At 65.6% G+C, this 18,923-nt stretch carries 21 protein-coding genes; 15 read left to right on the plus strand and 6 right to left on the minus strand.

Annotated elements, in window-relative coordinates; translation table 11 throughout:
- Positions 1–840 (minus strand): LysR family transcriptional regulator (locus PMI15_RS17105; RefSeq protein WP_007871820.1); only part of this gene is annotated, 840 nt, incomplete at its 3' end.
- Positions 841–973: 133 nt separating this feature from the next.
- On the opposite strand from PMI15_RS17105, the gene PMI15_RS17110 reads away from it, so the two are divergent.
- Positions 974–1,840 (plus strand): oxidoreductase, encoded by an 867-nt coding sequence (locus PMI15_RS17110; protein ID WP_007871822.1) that lies wholly within the window; start codon positions 974–976, stop codon positions 1,838–1,840.
- Positions 1,841–1,902: 62 nt separating this feature from the next.
- On the opposite strand, the gene PMI15_RS17115 is transcribed toward PMI15_RS17110, so the two are convergent.
- A complete protein-coding gene (locus PMI15_RS17115) occupies positions 1,903–3,111 on the minus strand; it encodes an MFS transporter (RefSeq protein ID WP_007871823.1) in 1,209 nt (402 codons plus the stop codon).
- Positions 3,112–3,220: 109 nt separating this feature from the next.
- Between PMI15_RS17115 and PMI15_RS17120 the strand changes: the two genes are divergently transcribed.
- Positions 3,221–4,171 (plus strand): LysR family transcriptional regulator, encoded by a 951-nt coding sequence (locus tag PMI15_RS17120; protein WP_007871827.1) that lies wholly within the window; start codon positions 3,221–3,223, stop codon positions 4,169–4,171.
- 18 nt (positions 4,172–4,189) lie between these two features.
- On the opposite strand, the gene PMI15_RS17125 is transcribed toward PMI15_RS17120, so the two are convergent.
- The gene (locus tag PMI15_RS17125; protein ID WP_007871832.1) at positions 4,190–5,092 is read right to left on the minus strand and encodes a LysR substrate-binding domain-containing protein; all 903 of its coding nucleotides are present in this window, start codon (positions 5,090–5,092) and stop codon (positions 4,190–4,192) included.
- Positions 5,093–5,171: 79 nt separating this feature from the next.
- On the opposite strand from PMI15_RS17125, the gene PMI15_RS17130 reads away from it, so the two are divergent.
- From PMI15_RS17130 to PMI15_RS17140, 3 genes are all read left to right on the plus strand, one after another.
- Complete coding sequence (locus PMI15_RS17130; RefSeq protein WP_007871834.1) at positions 5,172–6,056, plus strand: N-formylglutamate amidohydrolase; 885 nt, start codon at positions 5,172–5,174, stop codon at positions 6,054–6,056.
- Entirely contained in the window at positions 6,053–7,045 is a 993-nt protein-coding gene (locus PMI15_RS17135) for a tripartite tricarboxylate transporter substrate binding protein (protein ID WP_007871836.1), read from the plus strand. Before PMI15_RS17130 ends, PMI15_RS17135 begins: the two co-directional genes overlap by 4 nt.
- Positions 7,046–7,229: 184 nt before the next feature.
- Positions 7,230–8,264, plus strand: a complete 1,035-nt coding sequence (locus PMI15_RS17140; RefSeq protein ID WP_007871837.1) for a porin — start codon at positions 7,230–7,232, stop codon at positions 8,262–8,264.
- Positions 8,265–8,273: 9 nt separating this feature from the next.
- On the opposite strand, the gene PMI15_RS17145 is transcribed toward PMI15_RS17140, so the two are convergent.
- Complete coding sequence (locus tag PMI15_RS17145) at positions 8,274–8,957, minus strand: TetR/AcrR family transcriptional regulator (RefSeq protein ID WP_007871840.1); 684 nt, start codon at positions 8,955–8,957, stop codon at positions 8,274–8,276.
- A gap of 146 nt (positions 8,958–9,103) precedes the next feature.
- On the opposite strand from PMI15_RS17145, the gene PMI15_RS17150 reads away from it, so the two are divergent.
- From PMI15_RS17150 to PMI15_RS17195, 10 genes are all read left to right on the plus strand, one after another.
- A complete protein-coding gene (locus PMI15_RS17150) occupies positions 9,104–9,577 on the plus strand; it encodes a VOC family protein (protein WP_007871843.1) in 474 nt (157 codons plus the stop codon).
- A gap of 81 nt (positions 9,578–9,658) precedes the next feature.
- Positions 9,659–10,090, plus strand: a complete 432-nt coding sequence (locus PMI15_RS17155; protein ID WP_007871845.1) for a VOC family protein — start codon at positions 9,659–9,661, stop codon at positions 10,088–10,090.
- Positions 10,091–10,100: 10 nt separating this feature from the next.
- Positions 10,101–10,448, plus strand: a complete 348-nt coding sequence (locus tag PMI15_RS17160) for a YciI family protein (RefSeq protein WP_007871855.1) — start codon at positions 10,101–10,103, stop codon at positions 10,446–10,448.
- Between the two features lie 24 nt (positions 10,449–10,472).
- Positions 10,473–11,102, plus strand: a complete 630-nt coding sequence (locus tag PMI15_RS17165; protein ID WP_007871857.1) for a glutathione S-transferase family protein — start codon at positions 10,473–10,475, stop codon at positions 11,100–11,102.
- A gap of 398 nt (positions 11,103–11,500) precedes the next feature.
- Complete coding sequence (locus tag PMI15_RS17170; RefSeq protein WP_007871859.1) at positions 11,501–12,457, plus strand: ABC transporter ATP-binding protein; 957 nt, start codon at positions 11,501–11,503, stop codon at positions 12,455–12,457.
- Positions 12,454–13,215 (plus strand): ABC transporter permease, encoded by a 762-nt coding sequence (locus tag PMI15_RS17175; RefSeq protein ID WP_007871861.1) that lies wholly within the window; start codon positions 12,454–12,456, stop codon positions 13,213–13,215. Before PMI15_RS17170 ends, PMI15_RS17175 begins: the two co-directional genes overlap by 4 nt.
- 97 nt (positions 13,216–13,312) lie before the next feature.
- A complete protein-coding gene (locus PMI15_RS17180) occupies positions 13,313–14,386 on the plus strand; it encodes a pirin family protein (RefSeq protein ID WP_007871863.1) in 1,074 nt (357 codons plus the stop codon).
- A gap of 174 nt (positions 14,387–14,560) precedes the next feature.
- Positions 14,561–15,358, plus strand: a complete 798-nt coding sequence (locus tag PMI15_RS17185; RefSeq protein WP_007871865.1) for a hypothetical protein — start codon at positions 14,561–14,563, stop codon at positions 15,356–15,358.
- A gap of 28 nt (positions 15,359–15,386) precedes the next feature.
- Positions 15,387–15,947 (plus strand): hypothetical protein, encoded by a 561-nt coding sequence (locus PMI15_RS17190; protein WP_007871868.1) that lies wholly within the window; start codon positions 15,387–15,389, stop codon positions 15,945–15,947.
- Between the two features lie 44 nt (positions 15,948–15,991).
- Entirely contained in the window at positions 15,992–16,456 is a 465-nt protein-coding gene (locus tag PMI15_RS17195) for a hypothetical protein (RefSeq protein WP_007871869.1), read from the plus strand.
- A gap of 28 nt (positions 16,457–16,484) precedes the next feature.
- Here PMI15_RS17195 and PMI15_RS24095 read toward each other — a convergent pair whose 3' ends face one another.
- Both PMI15_RS24095 and gap read right to left on the minus strand, forming a co-directional pair.
- Entirely contained in the window at positions 16,485–17,738 is a 1,254-nt protein-coding gene (locus tag PMI15_RS24095; protein ID WP_007871872.1) for an adenylate/guanylate cyclase domain-containing protein, read from the minus strand.
- Between the two features lie 162 nt (positions 17,739–17,900).
- Positions 17,901–18,899, minus strand: coding sequence for a type I glyceraldehyde-3-phosphate dehydrogenase (gene gap / locus PMI15_RS17205; protein ID WP_007871874.1), 999 nt, complete (start codon positions 18,897–18,899; stop codon positions 17,901–17,903).
- Positions 18,900–18,923 lie beyond the last annotated feature (24 nt).

Here is an 18,923-nt window from a genome sequence, read left to right on the forward strand (position 1 = left end):
CGCGTTGCGCCTGCCGTAATACACATGCAGGCCCAGGTGCTCGGTGACGTGTTGCGTGAGCAGCGGCACCAGCTTGCCGGCGCGCACCAGCGGCGCGGCGGTCACGCCTATGAGCTGGCCTATGGCCTGGCCGGCGACGACGGCGCGGGCTTCGAGGTCCACGTCGTTGCTGAGGAAGGAGGTCGCGACGGTGCGGGCCACCACTTCTTCACCCGCCTTGAACTCCCAGGGCATGGTCTTGCCGGTGCCCGTGTGGTGAAAGCCGGTGCAGCGGTGGTGGGCCAGGTCTTCAATGGTCTGGGGCGCGCCGTGTTGCGCGATGTAGGCCGGTGAGGCGCAGACAACGAGCTGCAGCGGCAGGATGCGCCGCGAGATGATGCCGCCCTCGGGCGGCGAGCCGGCGCGAAAACCGACGTCGACGCGGTCCTCGACCCAGTTGCCTATGCGGTCGTCCATCTGGATGTCGGGCTCGACCTGCGGATGGCGGCGGCAGTATTCCTCGAGCACCGGCCACAGCACCTCCAGCATGATGGAGCGCGGCGCGGCGATGCGCAGCGGCCCGGCGATCTCCTCGCGGCCGCGGCGCGCGCCGTGCAGGGCGCGCTGCAGGGTGGACAGCCCGGGCTGCGCGGCCTGCAGGAACTGCTCGCCCTCTTCGGTCAGGCTCAGGCTGCGCGTGGTGCGGTGGAACAGGCGCACGCCCAGGTGGCGCTCGAGCTGCACCAGCGCCTGGCTGGCGGCCTGCGGCGTGATGGCCTGGGCGGCGGCCGCCTGGCGCAGGCTGCCGAGTTCGGCCGCCTTGACGAAGGTGGCGATGGCGCGCAGTTCATTCAAAGCCATGCGGCTTCTCCCGGGGGGTGGATGGCGATTGTCACGATTTACTTGATTATGAACCCAATGACTGCCAGCTATTCAACACCTAATGGAAATCCTACATTGCCCTCCTCAGCAACATTTTTTGAAGGACTTGACCATGAATGCAAAGACGGATTTCAAACGTGTCTGGATGATCACCGGCGCGGCGCGCGGCATAGGCGCGCGTATCACCGAAGCGGCGCTGGCACGCGGCGAGGCGGTGGTGGCGACCTCGCGCGACGCGGCTTCGGTGCAAAAGCGCTTTCCCGCCAGCGACGCACTGCTGGCGCTGCCGCTGGACGTGACCGACGAAGCCCAGGCCGCCGCCGCGGTGCAAGCCGCGCTGGCGCGCTTCGGCCGCATCGACGTGCTGGTCAACAACGCGGGCTACGGCCTGCTGGGCGCGGTGGAGGAAGCCACGGCCGACGAGGTGCGGCGCCTGTATGACACCAATGTGTTCGGCCTGCTCAATGTGACGCGCGCCGTGCTGCCGGCCATGCGCGCGCGCCGCAGCGGCCACGTCATCAACATCTCCTCGCTGGGCGGCTACCAGTCGGGCCCGGGCTTTGGCGTGTACTGCTCGACCAAGTTCGCGGTCGAGGGCCTGAGCGAAGCGCTGCACGGCGAACTTGCGCCGCTGGGCATCCATGTGACGGTGGTGGAGCCGGGTTATTTCCGCACCGACTTCCTGGACAGCAACTCGCTGGCGGTGTCGCCGCGCATGCTGGACGACTATGCCGCCAGCGCCGGCCAGGTGCGCGCGGCCGCCACGCGCATCAACCACAACCAGGCCGGCGACCCGCTACGGCTGGCGCAGGCCATGCTCGCGCTGGTGGACGCAAGCGCCCCGCCGCTGCGCCTGCCGCTGGGCACCGACACGCTGCAGACGATTGCGGACAAGCATGCGTTTGTGGACCGCGAACTGAAGGTCTGGGGGGCGCTGGCCGCTTCGACGGATTTCCCCAGGGAAGCGCTGGCGGCCTGAGCTGCGGTGCACAGATAAAAAGGGCCTCTCGCGAGGTCTTTTTTTTTGACGTGCGGCAAAGATCAGGCGGCGCAGGCCGCGTATTTTTTCGCCGGCCACATGCGCACCGCCAAAGCGGCCACGCCGGACACAGCGGCCATCACGCACACGCCCTGCCAGCCGGCGCGCGCCAGCACCACACTGCCCAGCCAGGCGCCGCTGGCCATGCCGCTGAACATGCCGATAAACAGCACGGCATTGAGGCGGCTGCGCGCGGCGGGCTCTATGCTGTAGATGATGGTCTGGTGCGCGATCAGCGTGGCCTGCGCGCCCAGGTCGAACACCACGGCGCCCAGCGCGATCAGCCACAGCTGGTCGGGGACAGCGGCCATGGCGACAAAAGCGGCGGCCACCAGCGCCGCGCCCAGCCGGGTTACGACTTCCGGGCCCTTGCTGTCGGCAAGGCGGCCGGCCAGCGGCGCTGCCAGCGCACCGGCGGCGCCGGCCAGGCCGAAGGCGCCGGCCGCGCCGCTGCCCAGGTTGAAGGGTGCGGCGTGCAGCATGATGGCCAGGGTGGACCAGAAGGCGCTAAAGCCTATGCTGATCAGTCCCTGGGCCAGGGCGGCGCGGCGCAGCGCGCCGTGGCGCTTCCACAGCGTGGCCAGCGAGCCCAGCAGCGCCAGGTAGGGCAGTTGCGTGGTGGGCTCAAAACGCGGCAGGCGCCGCCACACGGCAATGCCCAGCAGCGCGATGCTCAGGGCCGCGGCTACAAACATGCTGCGCCAGCCGAGCTGCTCGGCCACCACACCGGCCACTACGCGCGACAGCAAGATGCCCAGCAGCAGGCCGGTCATCACGGTGCCCACGGTTTTGCCGCGGTGGGCTTCGGGGGCGAGCGTGGCGGCGGCCGGCACGATGTCCTGCGCCAGCGTGGCCGCCAGGCCTATCGCCAGGCTGGCCAGCGCGAGCACCGCGACCGAGGGCGCAGTCGCGGCCAGCAGCAAGGCCAGCACCAGCGCCGCGGCCTTGCCCAGGATGATGCGGCGGCGGTCGTAGCGGTCGCCCAGCGGCGCGAGCAGCCCAATGCCCAGCGCGTAACCCAGCGTGGTCAAGGTGGGCACCAGGCCTAGGGCGGCGGGCGTGGATTTGAATTCGGCGAGCAGCAGGGCCAGCATGGGCTGGCTGTAATAGAGCGAAGCCGCGCCCAGGCCGGCGCCGGTGGCGAGCAGGAGGATTAAGGAAAGCGGCAACGCCGGTGCGGCGTGGTCATGCGTATAAAGAGTGGAAGTCATGGCAAGAGTCCAGGTTTGAAGCAGGAAGCGAGTATGCGGGCCGGGTTTTGCGCTGTGAAGGCGGCTATTGGGCACAATGGTCATACGTCAAACGCATATACGGATACCCATGAAAACCGCGCCGGACCGGATTGAACTGATGCAGACCTTTGTGCGCATCGTGGAAGCGGGCAGCCTGTCGGCCGCCGCCGCGCAGATGAATGCGACGCAGCCCACGGTGAGCCGGCGCCTGCAGGCGCTGGAGCGGTCCCTGGGGCTCAAGCTGCTGCAGCGCTCGACCCATGCGATGAAGCTGACCGAGGACGGCGAGCGCTGCTTCAGTCGCGCCAAGGAGTTGCTGGGCAACTGGGACGCCTTTGAAGCCGACCTGCGCGGCACCCAGGAAGTGCCGGAGGGCACGCTGCGTGTGGTCGTGCCGCACGCGCTGGGCCAGCAGCAGCTGGTGGGGCCTGTGGTCGACTATTTGCGGCGCCACGAGCGCGTGACGGTGGAATGGCTGCTGCATGACGGCACGCCGGACTTCATCGCCCAAGGCATAGATTGCGCGGTGCATGTAGGCGCGGTGGAAGACCCTTCGCTGGTGGCCGTGAAGATCGCGGAAGTGCGGCGCATCGTGGTGGCGGCGCCTTCGCTGCTGCAGGGCCGGCCGCCGCCGCTGCAGCCGGCCGAGCTGCAGGCCCTGCCCTGGCTGGCGCTGCAGACCTTTTACCGCAACGAGGTGGCGCTGACGCGGCGCCACGCCGGCCGCGACAACGAAGACTACCGCTTCGCGATACGGCCGCGCCTGGGCACCGACAGCCTGTTCGCGCTGCGCAATGCCACGCTGCTGGGCCTGGGCGCGAGCATCGCCTCGACCTGGCTGGTGGCCGACGATGTGGCGGAGGGCCGGCTGCTGCACCTGGCGCCCCAGTGGTGCGCCGCGCCGCTGCCGGTTTACCTGATCTATCCCTATTCGAGTTTTTACCCGGCCAAGCTGCGCCGCTTTGTGGAGGCGCTGCGCGAGGGGCTGCCCGCGGGCATGGGCCTGCCTTCGCGCCCGGGGCCGACGGGTGCCGCCTGAGCGGGCGCGGCTGCCGGGCTAGACCCGGGCCGTGTCGACAGCCTGCTGTTGCAGCCATGCGGCAAACACGTCCACTGCGCGGTTCGTGTTGGCGGTGGCCGAACGCTGGCACAGGTAGTAGCCGCGGCCGGTGGGAACGCAGATATCGAAAGGCAGGACCAGCTGGCCGCTGCGCAACTCGCTCTCGATCAGGCAGGGCTGGATGACGATGGCGCCCATGCCGGCAGTGGCCGCGACGATGAGGTTGTTGCCAAGGTCAAAGCCGGGGCCCAGCGCGGGCACGGGTTTTTTCACACCCGCGCCTTCCATCCATACGGCCCAGTTGTCCGGGTAGTTGATGTGATGGAGCAGGGGGCGCGTGGCCAGGTCGGCCGGCTGCTGGAGGTTGCGCGCCAGCGCGGGTGTGCAGGCCGGTGTGATCTCCTTGCCAAGCAGGTAGCGCCCCTGGATTCCGCGCGGCCACTTTTTGCCGGGCCGCTTGAGCGCGATCCACAGGTCGACGTCGTCACGCGTGAAGTCTTCATCGAAGCGGAACTGGCGCAGCTCCACTTCGATGTCCGGGTTCAAGGACTGGAAGCCAGCCAGCCTGGGAACCAGCCAGCGTGTTCCCAGGGTCGGCAGGACGCTGACCCGGACCTTGCGCTGTGCGGGCGCGCCGCTGAACTGCGTGACCGCCGATTCCAGCCCGGCCACATGCACTTCCACCAGCTTCTGGAATTCACGCCCGCGGGCCGTGGGCACAACGCCCGTGGCTTGCCGGTCGAACAGGCTGCAGCCCAGCCTTTGTTCCAGCCGCAGGATGGCCTGACTGACGGCGCCCTGGGTGACGGAGAGAACCTCGGCCGCGCGGCGAAAACTGCCGAGCTGGCAGACCCCGAGAAAGGCGTGCAGCTCGGCCAGTGAAGGTGACTTGAATTTCATGGGACGCATTAGATCATCTAATCACCTGCTTTGAAATTGTCGTTTGCCCTGCGGCGGGCGCGACTGCACACTGCGGCCCATGAGCAACACCGCGCCCGTCAAAGTCATACGCCCCGCCGGCGATCGCATCGCGCTGGTATGCGACTCGCCGCACAGCGGCACCTGCTATCCGCAGGACTTCGATTTCACCATCGGCCTGGAGCAGCTTCGCAAATGCGAGGACACCTTGGTCGAGCAGCTGTGGGACACGGCGCCGCTGGTGGGCGCGACGCTGGTGCACGCGACCTTTCCACGCAGCTACATCGACCCCAATCGCGCGGAGGACGACATAGACGTCGCGATGCTCGACGGCGAATGGGCCGGGCCGGTGGCGCCCTCGCAGCCCTGCCTGCGGCTTGGCAACGGCCTGGTGTTCAGCAAGACACCGACGCTGGAGCCGATCTACAGCCGCCGGCTCCATGCCAGCGAAATCGCGCAGCGGATTGAAAGCTGCTGGCGGCCGTATCGCCGCGCGCTGGCCGATGCACTGGCCGGCGCCCGCACGCGGCAGGGCGGGTGGTGGCACCTGAACCTTCATTCCATGCCCAGCAATGCCTATGCGCGCCTCGGACTTCCGGAGAAGCCCCTGGCCGACATCGTGCTGGGCAACCTGCACGGCGCGAGCTGCGACGCGGCGTTTGTGGATTTTGTGGGCGAAGCCTTCCGGCGGCACGGTTACTCAGTGGCACTGAACGACCCCTACGCGGGCCAGGACCTGGTGCGCAGCCTGGGCCGGCCCGCGCTCGGACAGCACAGCCTGCAGATCGAGATCAACAGAGGCCTCTACCTCGACGAAAAAACACGCGAGCCCAAGCGGCGGTTTCCTGAACTCAGGAAGCGCATTCACCTGGTGCTGCAGGACATCGCGGACTACATCAGGGAAGAAACCATTCAGGCCGAACGCAAGGCCAAGGACACAGCATGACACTTATCCGCAACCGCAGGCAGGTTCTCGGCATGGCGGCCGGTGCGGCCGGCGCGATGGCCTGCCCGGCATTCAGCCAGGCGCGCGCCTGGCCCAACCGGCCCATCACACTGATCGTGCCTTTTCCGCCCGGAGGCGCGGTGGACATTTCGGCACGCGCCATTGCCGACAAGCTGGGCAGGCTGCTGGGCCAGCCGGTGGTGATCGACAACAAGGCCGGCGCGGGCGGCGCCATCGGCACAGGCATCGGCGCGAAGGCCGCGCCCGACGGCTATACCCTGGTCGTCACCTCGCAGTCGACCCATGTGGTCAGCCCCGCGGTCTCGACCAACCTGCCATACGACGCGGTCAATGATTTTGCCTACATCACACTGATCGACAGGCTGCCCAATGTGCTGGTCGCCAGCGCCAAGTTGCCCGTCAAGAACTTTGCCGAGTGTGTGCGTTATGCCAAGGCCAATCCGGGCAAACTGAACTATGCATCGTCGGGCAACGGCTCGGTGGCGCACCTGAGCATGGAGTTGCTCAAGGCCAAGCTCGGCCTGTTCATCACGCACATCCCCTACCGGGGTTCCGGCCCGGCGCTGACGGATCTGCTGTCGGGACAGGTGCAGCTGACCTGGAACAACCTCTCGTCCAACCTCGCCATGCTGCAGAACGGGAGCCTGCGCGCGCTGGCCGTCGCGGCGCCGCTGCGCGTGCCGCAGCTGCCGGACGTTCCAACTTTTGACGAGCTCAAGCTGCCTGAGCTGAACCTCACCTCATGGACGGGACTGGCGGCACCGGCAAAGACACCGGAGCCCATCATCCAGACACTTTATGACGCGATGCGCAGCATCCTGCGCGACAAGGAGACGCAGGAGATCTGGCGCAAGCGCGGCGCCATGCTTCCCGAGAACGTGCGGCCCGCCGAATACCGGCAGGAGGTGATTCAGCGCATTCAGTTCTTCAAGAACATCGCCCAGGCCAACAAGATTGTTCTGGACTAGCCGCGCATGAATCCCCGCCACCCTGGCGTCACGCCACAGCCGGACGGCTGACACCCACGCCTTCCCCCTGGATTTTCCGCCCGCTGAAGACGAGGTCTTCCGCGGCCTGGGCGAGCTTTGCCCGCGACAACCCAAACGGCGGCGATGAATCTCCGCCATCGAGAAAACTTTTGAGGAGTGAGGGATGAAACTGAAAATGATCTGCCTGGCCGCGGTAGCCGCCGGCGCAATAACACCTGTGGCCGCGCTGGCACAGAACACGGTAACGATCTACGGGAGGATGGACACGAGCTTCGAGAACTCGAAGACCGGCTCCGTTTCGCAGACGCTGATCACGGGCAATGCGTCCCGGCTCGGCTTCAAGGGCACCGAAGATCTGGGCGGAGGCCTTAAAGCCCTGTTCGGGCTGGAGATGGGAATCTCTTCCGATACCGGTGCCTCGAGCACACCGATGTACCGCAATTCCTTTGTCGGAATTGGCGGCGACTTCGGGGTGGTCAACATCGGCCGCATCGACTCCGCCGCGCCCAGCCGCACGCCGATTTACGCGATCCTGAGCCGGAACGTGGAATATGTGATCCACGACGCCGGCGCCACGGCCATAGGCACCTCCATCTTCAACGCGCGCACACGCGTGTCGAACGCCATCGGCTACGCCAGCCCGGTGATGGGTAATTTTGTTTTCCGCGCCGGCCACTACCTCAATGGTGAAGGCCTGGCGGAAAACCCGGCGGGCCCGATACGCTTTGAGGGCGACTACAAGCAGACCGATGTCTCGCTGAGCTACGGCGAAGGCGGCGGCCCGCTGGGCCTGGGCATCGGTTACGGCACCGACAGCAAGCGCGGCGGCGCGTTGCTCAATGACTTCAGGAACAAATGGATGCTGGTCGGCTCCTACGACTTCGGCGAGGTGCGAGCCTGGGCGGTCTACAACCGCGACAACTTCGCGGGGGGCCCGCTGTCACGCAGCAAGGTCGATGCGCAGATGATCGGCGCCTCCTGGGACCTGACACCCACCAGCAAGGTCATGGGCAACTACATCCGCAAGGATGTGCAGAGCGATCCGGCCGGAAAACTCAAACGCTTCCAGGCAGGCTATTCCTACAAGATGAGCAACCGCACCTCGCTGTACGCCTTCTATGACCGAACCGACCCCAACAACCGTGTCGCCAACGACGTGATCCGGGCTTACGGCGTGGGCATCCAGCACAACTTCTGAACGGCCGGATCAGCTGGGCAGGGCCTGCTTCTCGCACAGGCCCTTCTCCACCATATCGATCAGGCGCTGGCCGATCTGCTGCATCTGCGGGCCCAGGATGGGGCCCAACGGGCCGTCTATGACCAGCATGGCCAGGCCATGCACCGCCGACCAGGCGAGGAACTCTGCGCCGGGGCGGCGCTCGGGCGACAGCACGCCGGCGCTCACGAGTTTGTCGATCGCGGCGCCCAGCAGCTCAAAAGGGTCCAGCCCGCTTTGGCCCTTGCGCTCACTGTCCGCGGGCGTGCCCTGGGCTCTTTCCTTCAAGTCATCCGAAGGGCCGAAGGCCGTGCGGAACAGCCCGCTTTCGGCCTGCGCAAAACGCAGGTAGCCGGTGCCGACCGCGCGCAGGTTGGCCCGCGCGAATTCGGCGGGCGATAAGCCTTGCGGCAGGGCGGCCAGCTCGGCCTCCATGGCGCGGGCCACCGCCGCCAGCGCGGCGGAGCGCACCGCGTAAAGCAAAGCCTGGCGGTTCTCGAAATGGCGGTAAGCCGCGTTGGGCGCGACACCCGCGCGACGCGTGGCTTCGCGCAGCACCACGGCCTCGGGCCCGCCCGCGCGGGCCAGCTCCACCGCGGCGTCCAGCAGGGCGCGCCGCAAGTCCCCGTGGCGGTAGGTGCTGCGGGGGGGCGGTAGCTGGGGCGCGCTCGACATGGCTTGTTACTTATTTATGTGGACAGCGTTCATTATCTTTGCTATTCTTTTGTGGACGGTGTACACAATACTGCTGATTGGGCCACCGCACAAGACCCCGAATCCCGGATTTCCCCTGTGAAACCGCTCTGACAAGGAACCCGAGCATGCAGAAAATCACCCCCTTCCTGTGGTTCAACGACCAGGCCGAGGAGGCCATGAACTTTTACGTCTCCATCTTCAAGAACTCGAAGATCACCATGCTCAGGCGCTACGGCAAGGAAGGCCCGGGGCCGGAGGGCTCGGTCATGACCGGCAGCTTCGAGCTCGAGGGCCAGCAGTTCATGGCGCTCAACGGCGGCCCGCATTTCAGCTTTACACCGGCGATCTCGCTGTTCGTGGACTGCAAGACGCAGGAGGAGGTGGATGAGCTCTGGGACAAGCTCTCGGCCGGCGGCGCGCCCAACCAGTGCGGCTGGGTGCAAGACAAGTTCGGCCTGTCCTGGCAGATCATCCCGACCGCGCTCGGCGACATGCTGGGTGACAAGAACCCGGCCAAGGCCGGCGCCGCCATGGGCGCCATGCTCAAGATGCGCAAGATCAATATCAAGGCCCTCAAGGAAGCTTACGACAGGGCCTGAGCAATCCGCGCCAAAGAGTGGCTGAAACAGCCAAACCCATCAACCCTCATCAAACCCCATCAACCCACCAAGGAGCCCACCATGCTGGTCCAGTCCTACCTGTTTTTCAACGGCCGCTGCGAAGAAGCCATTGCGTTCTACCAAAAGGCGCTTGGCGCGCAAGTCACGATGAAGATGCGCTTCAAGGAAAACCCCGACCCTCCGAGCGAGGGTTGCGGCCCCGACGGCGGCGCCATCCCCGGCGAAAACATCATGCACGCGAGCTTCAAGATCGGCGAGACCGAAGTGATGGCCTCCGACGGCATGGGCACCGGCAAGCCCGAATTCAAGGGCTTCTCGCTGTCGTTGACGGCAGCCAGCGATGCCGAGGCTGAGCGCCTCTTCAAGGCGCTGGGCGAAGGCGGCAAGGTCGAAATGCCCATGACCCAGACCTTTTTCGCCTCGGCCTTCGGCATGGTGGTCGACCGCTTCGGGGTGTCGTGGATGGTGATCAATCCGCGGCCCATGCCTTGAGCGGCGGCACATGCAGTTCCTTTTGATCATCTGCCATGACGCGGCCTTTGCCCCCACGCCGGCGCTGGTCGCCGAGATAGGCACCTGGGTCCGTGACATGCAGGGCCGCGGCATCCTCCAGCACGGCAACCCGCTGCGCCCGCCCGACGACGCGATGACGGTGCGGGTGCGGGGTGGCAAACGCGTGGTGAGCGGTGGTCCCTTCACCGACAGCGCGGAAAAAATGGCAGCCTACGGGCTGATTGATTGCGCCGGCATGCAGGAAGCCATCGACATCGCGGCCGGCCACCCCATGGCCCGCGCCGCGACCATAGAGGTCAGGCCGGTGTGGTCCGACCTGCCGCGCATGGCCGCGTAAAACACACAGCATGGAAAGAAGCACATGAAGCTTTATTACTCGGACACGCTGAACCCGCGAAAAGCCTGCGCCGTCGCCAGGCACCTGAAACTGCCGGTGGAGTTCATCTACGTCACGCTGGAAAAAGGCGAACACCGCACGCCTGAGTTCCGCGCGATGAACCCCAATGCCAAGGTGCCGGTTCTGGTGGACGGAACCACCACGCTGTGGGAATCGAACGCCATCATGTGCCACCTGGCCGAAAAAGCCGGCTCCGACCTGTGGCCGCGGGACGAGCGCCGCATCGAGGTGCTGCGCTGGCTGATGTGGGATGCGACCGAGTTCGCGCCGGCCGCCGCCACGTTTTATTTCGAGCACATCATCAAGCCGCGCTTTTTGCGCCGCGAAGCCGACCCGGCCGAAATCGCGAGGGTGACGCCGGACTTCGAACGCTACGCCGGCGTGCTGGAAGCGCATCTCAAGGGGCGCGACTACCTCGTCGGCCACGCATTGACCGTGGCCGACTTCGCGGTGGCCATCACCCTGCCCTATGCGGGCAAGACCGGGCTGCCGCTGCAGGCCTTTCCGGAAATCCGGCGCTGGCATGCGCAACTCAATGAACTGCCGGCCTGGCGCGAGCCTTTTCCCGCATTGCAGGCCGCCACGGCCGCGTGATCCGCCGCTGAATGGACAAAAGCCGGCGAACGCTTGCGCGTGCGCCGGCCTGCGCGATTCGAAAGCTGGAGGCTTAACGGGCCGGGGCGGGAACGATCACGACCGTGTCACCGGTGGCACCGGTCCGGCCACTGGGTGCCTGGCTGCCTTGAAAGAACCATGGCTGATGCAGACAACAGGATGAGCGACCAAGTTGACAAGCCGCGGCCGCACGAGCTGTAGGACGGACGTGCGACGCCCTGTCCCCAATCGGCAGTAGCGCGCCCTCACAAACGGCCGCGCGGCGCGCGGCACTGCCCTGAAAACCCTAGTCCCCGCTTTTTCACCCGCGCTCTATAGAATGATCCGGGTCTCTTCCGGCACCAGGTCTTCCGGTGCCACTTTCATCAGGATGCCGCGTGCAAGCCAATCCCATTATTTCCATACAGCAACTCAGCAAAACCTACGCCTCGGGCTTTCATGCGCTCAAGTCCGTGGACCTGGAGATACGACGCGGCGAGATTCTCGCGCTGCTGGGCCCCAACGGCGCGGGCAAGACCACCCTGATCAGCATCATCTGCGGCATCGTCAAACCCAGCTCGGGCACGGTGACCGCCGACGGGCACGACATCGTGCGCGACTACCGGGCCGCCCGCGCCAAGATAGGCCTGGTGCCGCAGGAGCTGTCGACCGACGCTTTTGAGACCGTGTGGTCCACCGTGAGTTTCAGCCGCGGCCTGTACGGCAAGGCGCCCAACCCGGCCTATATCGAAAAAGTGCTGCGCGACCTTTCCCTGTGGGACAAGAAGGACAGCAAGATCATGACGCTCTCGGGCGGCATGAAGCGCCGGGTGCTGATCGCCAAGGCGCTGTCGCACGAGCCGACCATCCTGTTCCTGGACGAACCCAGCGCGGGTGTCGACGTCGAGCTGCGCAAGGGCATGTGGCAAATGGTCCGCGACCTGCAGGGCAGCGGCGTGACCATCATCCTGACCACGCACTACATCGAGGAGGCCGAGGAAATGGCCGACCGCATAGGCGTGATCAACAAGGGCGAGCTGATCCTGGTCGAAGACAAGGCCGTGCTGATGCGCAAGCTCGGCAAGAAGCAGCTGAGCCTGCAGCTGCAGACACCGCTGCAAGACATTCCGGCCGCGCTGGCCGGGTTGCCGCTGGAGCTGACCCAGGAAGGCCATACCCTGGTCTACACCTTCGACTCGCAGACCGAGGAGACCGGCATCGCGGCCCTGCTCAGGCAGCTGGCCGAACTCGGCATCGACTTCAAGGACCTGCACTCGAGCGAGAGTTCGCTCGAGGACATCTTCGTGAGCCTGGTGCATGCCGACCAACCCGCCACCCACAAGGAGGCCGCATGAACTGGCACGCCATCCGCGCGATCTACCGCTTTGAAATGGCGCGCACCTTCCGCACGCTGATGCAGTCCATCGCCTCGCCGGTGATCTCAACCTCGCTCTACTTCGTGGTGTTCGGGGCCGCCATCGGCTCGCGCATGGGCGACATCGAGGGCATACGCTACGGCGCCTTCATCATCCCCGGCCTGGTCATGCTGTCGCTGCTCAACGAGAGCATCTCCAATGCCGCCTTCGGCATCTACATGCCGAAATGGTCGGGCACGATTTACGAACTGCTGTCGGCGCCGGTGTCCTCCATGGAGGTGGTGATGGGTTATGTGGGCGCCGCGGCGAGCAAGTCCGTCATGCTGGGCCTGCTGATCCTGGCGACGGCGCGGCTGTTCGTGCCCTATGAGATCGCCCACCCTTTCTGGATGCTGTGCTTTTTGCTGCTGACCGCGCTGACCTTCAGCCTGTTCGGCTTCATCATCGGGCTGTGGGCCGACAACTTCCAGAAGCTGCAGGTCGTGCCGCTGATGGTGGTGACGCCGCTGACCTTTCTGGGCGGTGCGTTTTACGCCATCAACATGCTGCCGCCGCTGTGGCAAAAGATCGCGCTGTTCAACCCCGTGGTCTACCTGATCAGCGGCTTCCGCTGGAGCTTTTACGGCGTGGCCGATGTCAATGTGGGCCTCAGCGTGCTGGCCATCCTGGGCTTTCTGGCACTGTGCCTGGGCGTGGTGTGGTGGATCTTCCGCACGGGCTGGAAGCTCAAGGCCTGAGAATGCCGGGAAGGCGCAGGCCGGCGACGCCGCTTGAAGGAATAGCGGCCGGCCTCATATCTGTTCTTTGAACATTCCACGCCAGAAAGGCTTTTCCATGCCTGACGACCACGCCGCCCATGCCGGCGCCCATTCCGCCACCAGCCCCGTCCTCCAGGTCCAGCCGCTGGGTTTTCCCTGGGCGACACTGGACCCTTTCCTCTTTTGCGTCTACCACGACGACGCCTACCCCAAGGCCAATGGACAAATGGGCCCGGACGCCTCGCTCGCGGGGCGCAACATCGGCCAGGACTTTGCGCGCAAGGACGGCTGGAATATGTACCACGGCAGCACGGTGCCGGGCTTTCCGGCACACCCGCACCGCGGCTTTGAAACCGTGACGATTGTGCGCAAGGGCCTGGTCGACCATTCCGACTCCCTGGGAGCGACCGCGCGCTTCGGCCGCGGCGACGTGCAGTGGCTCACGGCCGGCCAGGGCGTGGTGCATTCCGAGATGTTCCCCTTGCTCGATGCGGACAATCCCAACCCGCTGGAGCTGTTCCAGATCTGGCTTAACCTGCCGGCGGCCGGCAAGATGTCGGCCCCGCACTTCACCATGTTCTGGTCACAGGACATCCCGCGCAAGCAGGTGGCCGACGAGGCGGGCCGCACAACCGAGGTCGCCCTCATCGCCGGGCGCATGGGCGATGCCCAAGCCGCCCCGCTGGCGCCGCCGCCCGACTCCTGGGCCGCGCAAGCCGAAGCCGACGTCGCGATCTGGACCATCCGCATGGCGGCGGGCGCGCGCTGGACTTTGCCGGCCGCCACGGGCCAGGGCACGCAGCGTCAGCTCTACTTCTTCAAGGGCAGTTCCGTTAGCGTGGCCGGCCAAGCCATTGACAGCCAGGCGGCGATCACGCTGCGTGCGGGCCAGGCCGTGCAACTGGAAAATAGCGGCGGCGAGGAAGCCGAATTCCTGCTGCTGCAGGGCAAGCCGATTGGCGAGCCCGTGGTGCAGTACGGCCCCTTCGTGATGAACAGCCAGGCCGAGATCGCGCAGACCCTGGCCGACTACCAGCGCACCCAGTTTGGCGGCTGGTCTTTCACCGACGACGCGCCCGTGCACGGCCGCGAGCCGGCACGTTTTGCGCGCTACCCGGGCGGGCGCGAAGAAAAGCCGGCCGGCGGCTGAGCGGGGGCGGCGACCGCCGCCCCTTCTTTCGGTGAATATTTGCTTTTTGTTTTCAGGCGCGAGGACTAAGGTGTGAGCGGGCGTAGACACAGTCTGCCTCGCACAGCGAGCCGACCCTGAATCCGGTGCCGGAAAAAAGCTGTCCCGGCGGACGCACATCAGGAGGATCTGAACATGCGTCGCCTTCCCCCGCTGCTTTCACTGCCTGCCTTGCTGCTCGCCACCCTGCTGGCTGGCTGTACCTCATGGCCCATGCCGCCTCCCAGGACGCCGGGTGATCCGCAACTGGCGCCGTCTTACGGCTACCACCCCATAGACCCACTACCGGTCCGGCTCAAGGCCGAGACGGCACCCAGCAACACCAAAATCCTGGACGCGCTTCCCGACGAGACCATGCGGATCGCGATAGGGCAGATCCAGGCCAACGGCGGCATCACCTTCGGCCCGGCCAAGGCCGGCGTGGCCGGCAACAGCTATGTGGTGGTGCTGGACTATGTGAAGTTCGAGACCAAATCCTTCGGCGTGGACATCTCCGTTTCGGACGGCAAAAAAACCGCCTCGCTCTCGGCCCAGAAAAGCCCGCCCGTGATCGTGCCGGTGTACGTCGGCGTGGGCCTGCGCCTGACGGCGAACATCACCGTCAACGAAGGTTCGGTCGACCTGGGCAACCTGTTCGCGCTGGGCGCGGCCGCGCAGGCCAAGCAGGTGTCGGGAACGCTGGTGGTGCAGACCCTGGGCATCAGCGGGGAAAGCGTCTCGACCATCATTCCCATGCCCAGCGAGATCAACGCCTCCACCATCCAGAACGCCATCATGGCGCTTGGCGCCATCAAGGCCAAGATTTACGACGCGGGCACGCGCATCAACCCGCGCGTCGTCGGGGTTTACAACAACCTGGGCGGCGGGCAGGAGACCATCAACGGCTTTATCTCATCGCTGCTGGAGCAGGCGCAATACCTGGAAGTCCGCTGAGGCGGGCAAACACCGCAAGGAGAGCATGATGAATGACAACGTACGCAATCTCATGATGGGCAGTTGCTACATCAAGCATTCGATCCCCGGGCCCATCCGCCTGAGCAGCGTGTCCGCCGGGGACGCAAGCCCCGCCGACTTCCTGAAGGCCGGCAGCGAACTGGTGAAGACCGGTTACCTGCGGCAGCGCCAGCCCATGCCCGATACCGCGCGGGAGCTGGACGACATCCTGGGCAGCTTTGAACTCACGCCCTTTGGCATCGAGAGTTTTGAGGACGGGCTCAAGAAGAAGGGGCAGCCCGCCCCCTTCGGAAAAATGGACGCGGCCACCGTGGTGATCCAGTTCCCGTGGTTCGGCGGCAAAGCCAGCTACAGCGACAGCAGCCACAACGAGGACAGCAGCACGAACACCGACATTGCCGTCCAGCTGCGGCTGGCACTGGGCAACATCGTCGAGCAGATTGAAAAGTCCGCTGCCACGCCGGCAGAAAAGGCCGACGCGAAATCCAGGCTCAAGGCCTTCCTGAAACACCCGCTGGTGATCGCCCTGGCCGGGGCCGCGCTCAAGCCGCTGCTCGAAGGGCTGTAAGACCGCAGCCCTGCAGGATTTGCCGCAAGCTCCTACACTGCGGTATGCTGAACAAAGACCCTGGCCATGTTGCCGTGAAGCGGGAACTCGATCTTCTGGCTGCCCGATTCTTTCGCGCGGTGTCGTTTGAACCCGGTGAGGTGCCGTCCTATGGCGACATTCACGGCCTGTTCATCGCCACCGGCCTGCTGATCAAGAACACGGGGGCCACGCCCGAAATATCCAGCGTCGCGGAGTTCATCGCGCCGCGCCAGGCCCTGGTGGACAGCGGCGCGCTGACCCGCTTCAAGGAATGGGAGCTGTCGGAACATACGCAAATGTTCGGCAACATTGCCCACCGCTACAGCGCCTATGGCAAGGCCGGGACGCAGGACGGCAAGACCTTCGAAGCGCGCGGCGTGATCTCCACGCAGTTCATCAAAACACCTGAGGGCTGGAAGATGAGTGCCATGGCCTGGGACGACGAGCGGCCCGGCCTGGCGTTGCCGGCCGAACTGCTGGGCAGCTAACCGCGGTTTTCAACGGCACCTCGCCGCTTCAGGCCGCGAGGGTTTCCGCCGCGGCGCCGCGCCGCTCCGCTGCCGGATGCTCCTTCAGCACCGGCCCCAGCAACCAGTAGGTGGCCATGCGGCCTCGGCCCTTGAGTTCTATGGGTTCGCGCGCGGCAAAAGCGAAGTGCTGCCGCGTCTGCAGGTAGACCACCTCGCTGACGTGGACGGCGCCCGGCTCGCCGCTGGCCTCCATGCGGCTGGCCACATTGACCGTGTCGCCCCAGACATCGTAGAGAAAGCGCTTGACGCCTATCACCCCCGCCACCGCGGGCCCCGCATGCATGCCTATGCGCATGGCCAGCCGTGTGCCGTTGGCGGCGTTGTAGCACCGCAAAGCCTCGCCCATGTCCAGCGCCAGCCGCCCCAGGCTGTCGAGCCGGTGATGGGCCACCACCATGTAGGCATCGCCTATGGTCTTGATTTTTTCCAGCCCGTACTTTTCCACCAGGCCGTCAAAGGCCGAGAAAATCTGGTTCAGCACCAGCACCAGTGCGTCCGGCGGCAGGGCGCGTGAAAAGCTCGTGAAGCCGGCGATGTCGGCGAACAGCACACCCATGTTGTCGAACTTCACCGCGTTGACCTTGTCGTCGCGCTTGAGCTCATCGGCGATGGAGGCCGGCAGCACGTTGTACAGCACCTTGTCGGCGCGCGCGCATTCGCTCTCGGCGCGCTGCGTCTCGGTGTACAGCTCGGCATTGCGCGCCAGCATGAGCTTGTCGAGCGCCACGCACAGCACCAGGATGCAGAACGGGTTGACCAGCGCGGCGAGGAGCTCCAGGCCCGCGTGCCCACGCAGGGCGGCGGCCAGGCCCAGCGCCGCGAAGCTCAGCAGGTACATGGGCTTGCGCACCGGGCTGGGCGTGCACATGACGGCCGCGACAAAGGTCGCGCCCGCGGCATAGATGGACAAATCACCCCACATCGCGCCGTGGACGGCGCCTATCCAGGTGGCCAACAGCATGGCGCCGGCGCAGGCGGCGTTGAGCGCGCCTTCCTGGCCGCGCAGCCGGGGCACAAACCGGTCCGCCAGGATGACCGCGATGAAGAACAGCTCGGCCGTGAGCTGCCAGGCCAGCAGGCCGGCTACACCCGCCGGCCAGTGCTGCTGCGCGATGCTGAAGTAAGGCGCGTCGGCGGCGAGCGCCGCCGGCGGCAACAGCCAGGCCACCGCCTTGCTGTAATACACGCCCTGTGCCCAGCTTTTCTGGACAAGCCAATCCCTGAACGGCTGCTGCGCCATGGTCATTCCTCCCTTGCGCCGCGCGGCATGGGCGCGGCATGCGGGGACCATACGGGCTGGACGGGTCTGGGTCAACGGACATTGACCGCTCGCGGCCTTTTGATGTGCGAAGCCGAAAAAAAAAGCGCCCGAAGGCGCTTTTTTGGGTGAAGCCGCGGCGAATTACTTCGACACGACGCGCACCATTTCCAGGCACTTGTTGGAGTAGCCCCATTCGTTGTCGTACCAGGCCACGACCTTGACGAAAGTGCCATCCAGCGCAATGCTGGCGTCGGCGTCAAACACGCTGGTGCAGGTCTCGCCGCGGAAATCGGTGGCGACCACCTTGTCTTCGGTGTAGCCCAGGATGCCCTTCAGCGCGCCCTGGCTTTGCGCCTTCATCTCGGCGCAGATTTCCTTCAGCGTGGCTTCCTTGTTGAGTTCGCAGGTCAGGTCGACCACCGAGACGTCGGAGGTCGGCACGCGGAAGGACATGCCGGTCAGCTTCTTGTTGAGCTCGGGAATCACCACGCCCACGGCCTTGGCCGCGCCAGTGGAAGAAGGAATGATGTTTTCCAGGATGCCGCGGCCGCCGCGCCAGTCCTTGTTGCTCGGGCCGTCCACGGTTTTTTGCGTGGCGGTGGCGGCGTGCACCGTGGTCATCAGGCCGCGCTTGATGCCCCACTTGTCGTTCAGCACCTTGGCCACGGGCGCCAGGCAGTTGGTGGTGCAGCTGGCGTTGGAAATGATGGCCTCGCCCTTGTAGGTCTTGTCGTTGACGCCGAAGACGAACATCGGGGTGTCGTCTTTGGACGGCGCCGAGAAGATGACTTTCTTCGCGCCGGCGGCCAGGTGCTTCTCGCCGGAGGCTTTGTCAAGGAAGAGACCCGTGGATTCCAGCACCACGGTGGCGCCGATGTCGCCCCACTTGAGGTTGGCGGGATCGCGCTCCTGCGTGAGGCGTATCTTCTTGCCGTTGACGATGAGGGTGTTGCCGTCGACGGACACGTCGCCCTCGAAGCGGCCGTGCACCGAGTCGTACTTCAGCATGTAGGCCAGGTAGTCGGGCTCGAGCAGGTCGTTGATGCCGACGATTTCGATGTCGTTAAAGCTCTTGATCGCCGAGCGGAACACGTTGCGGCCGATCCGGCCGAAACCATTAATGCCAAGTTTGATAGTCATCTGCTGTTGCTCCTGGAAGTTGAA

This window comes from Polaromonas sp. CF318, assembly GCF_000282655.1.
Taxonomy (GTDB): Bacteria; Pseudomonadota; Gammaproteobacteria; order Burkholderiales; family Burkholderiaceae_C; genus Polaromonas.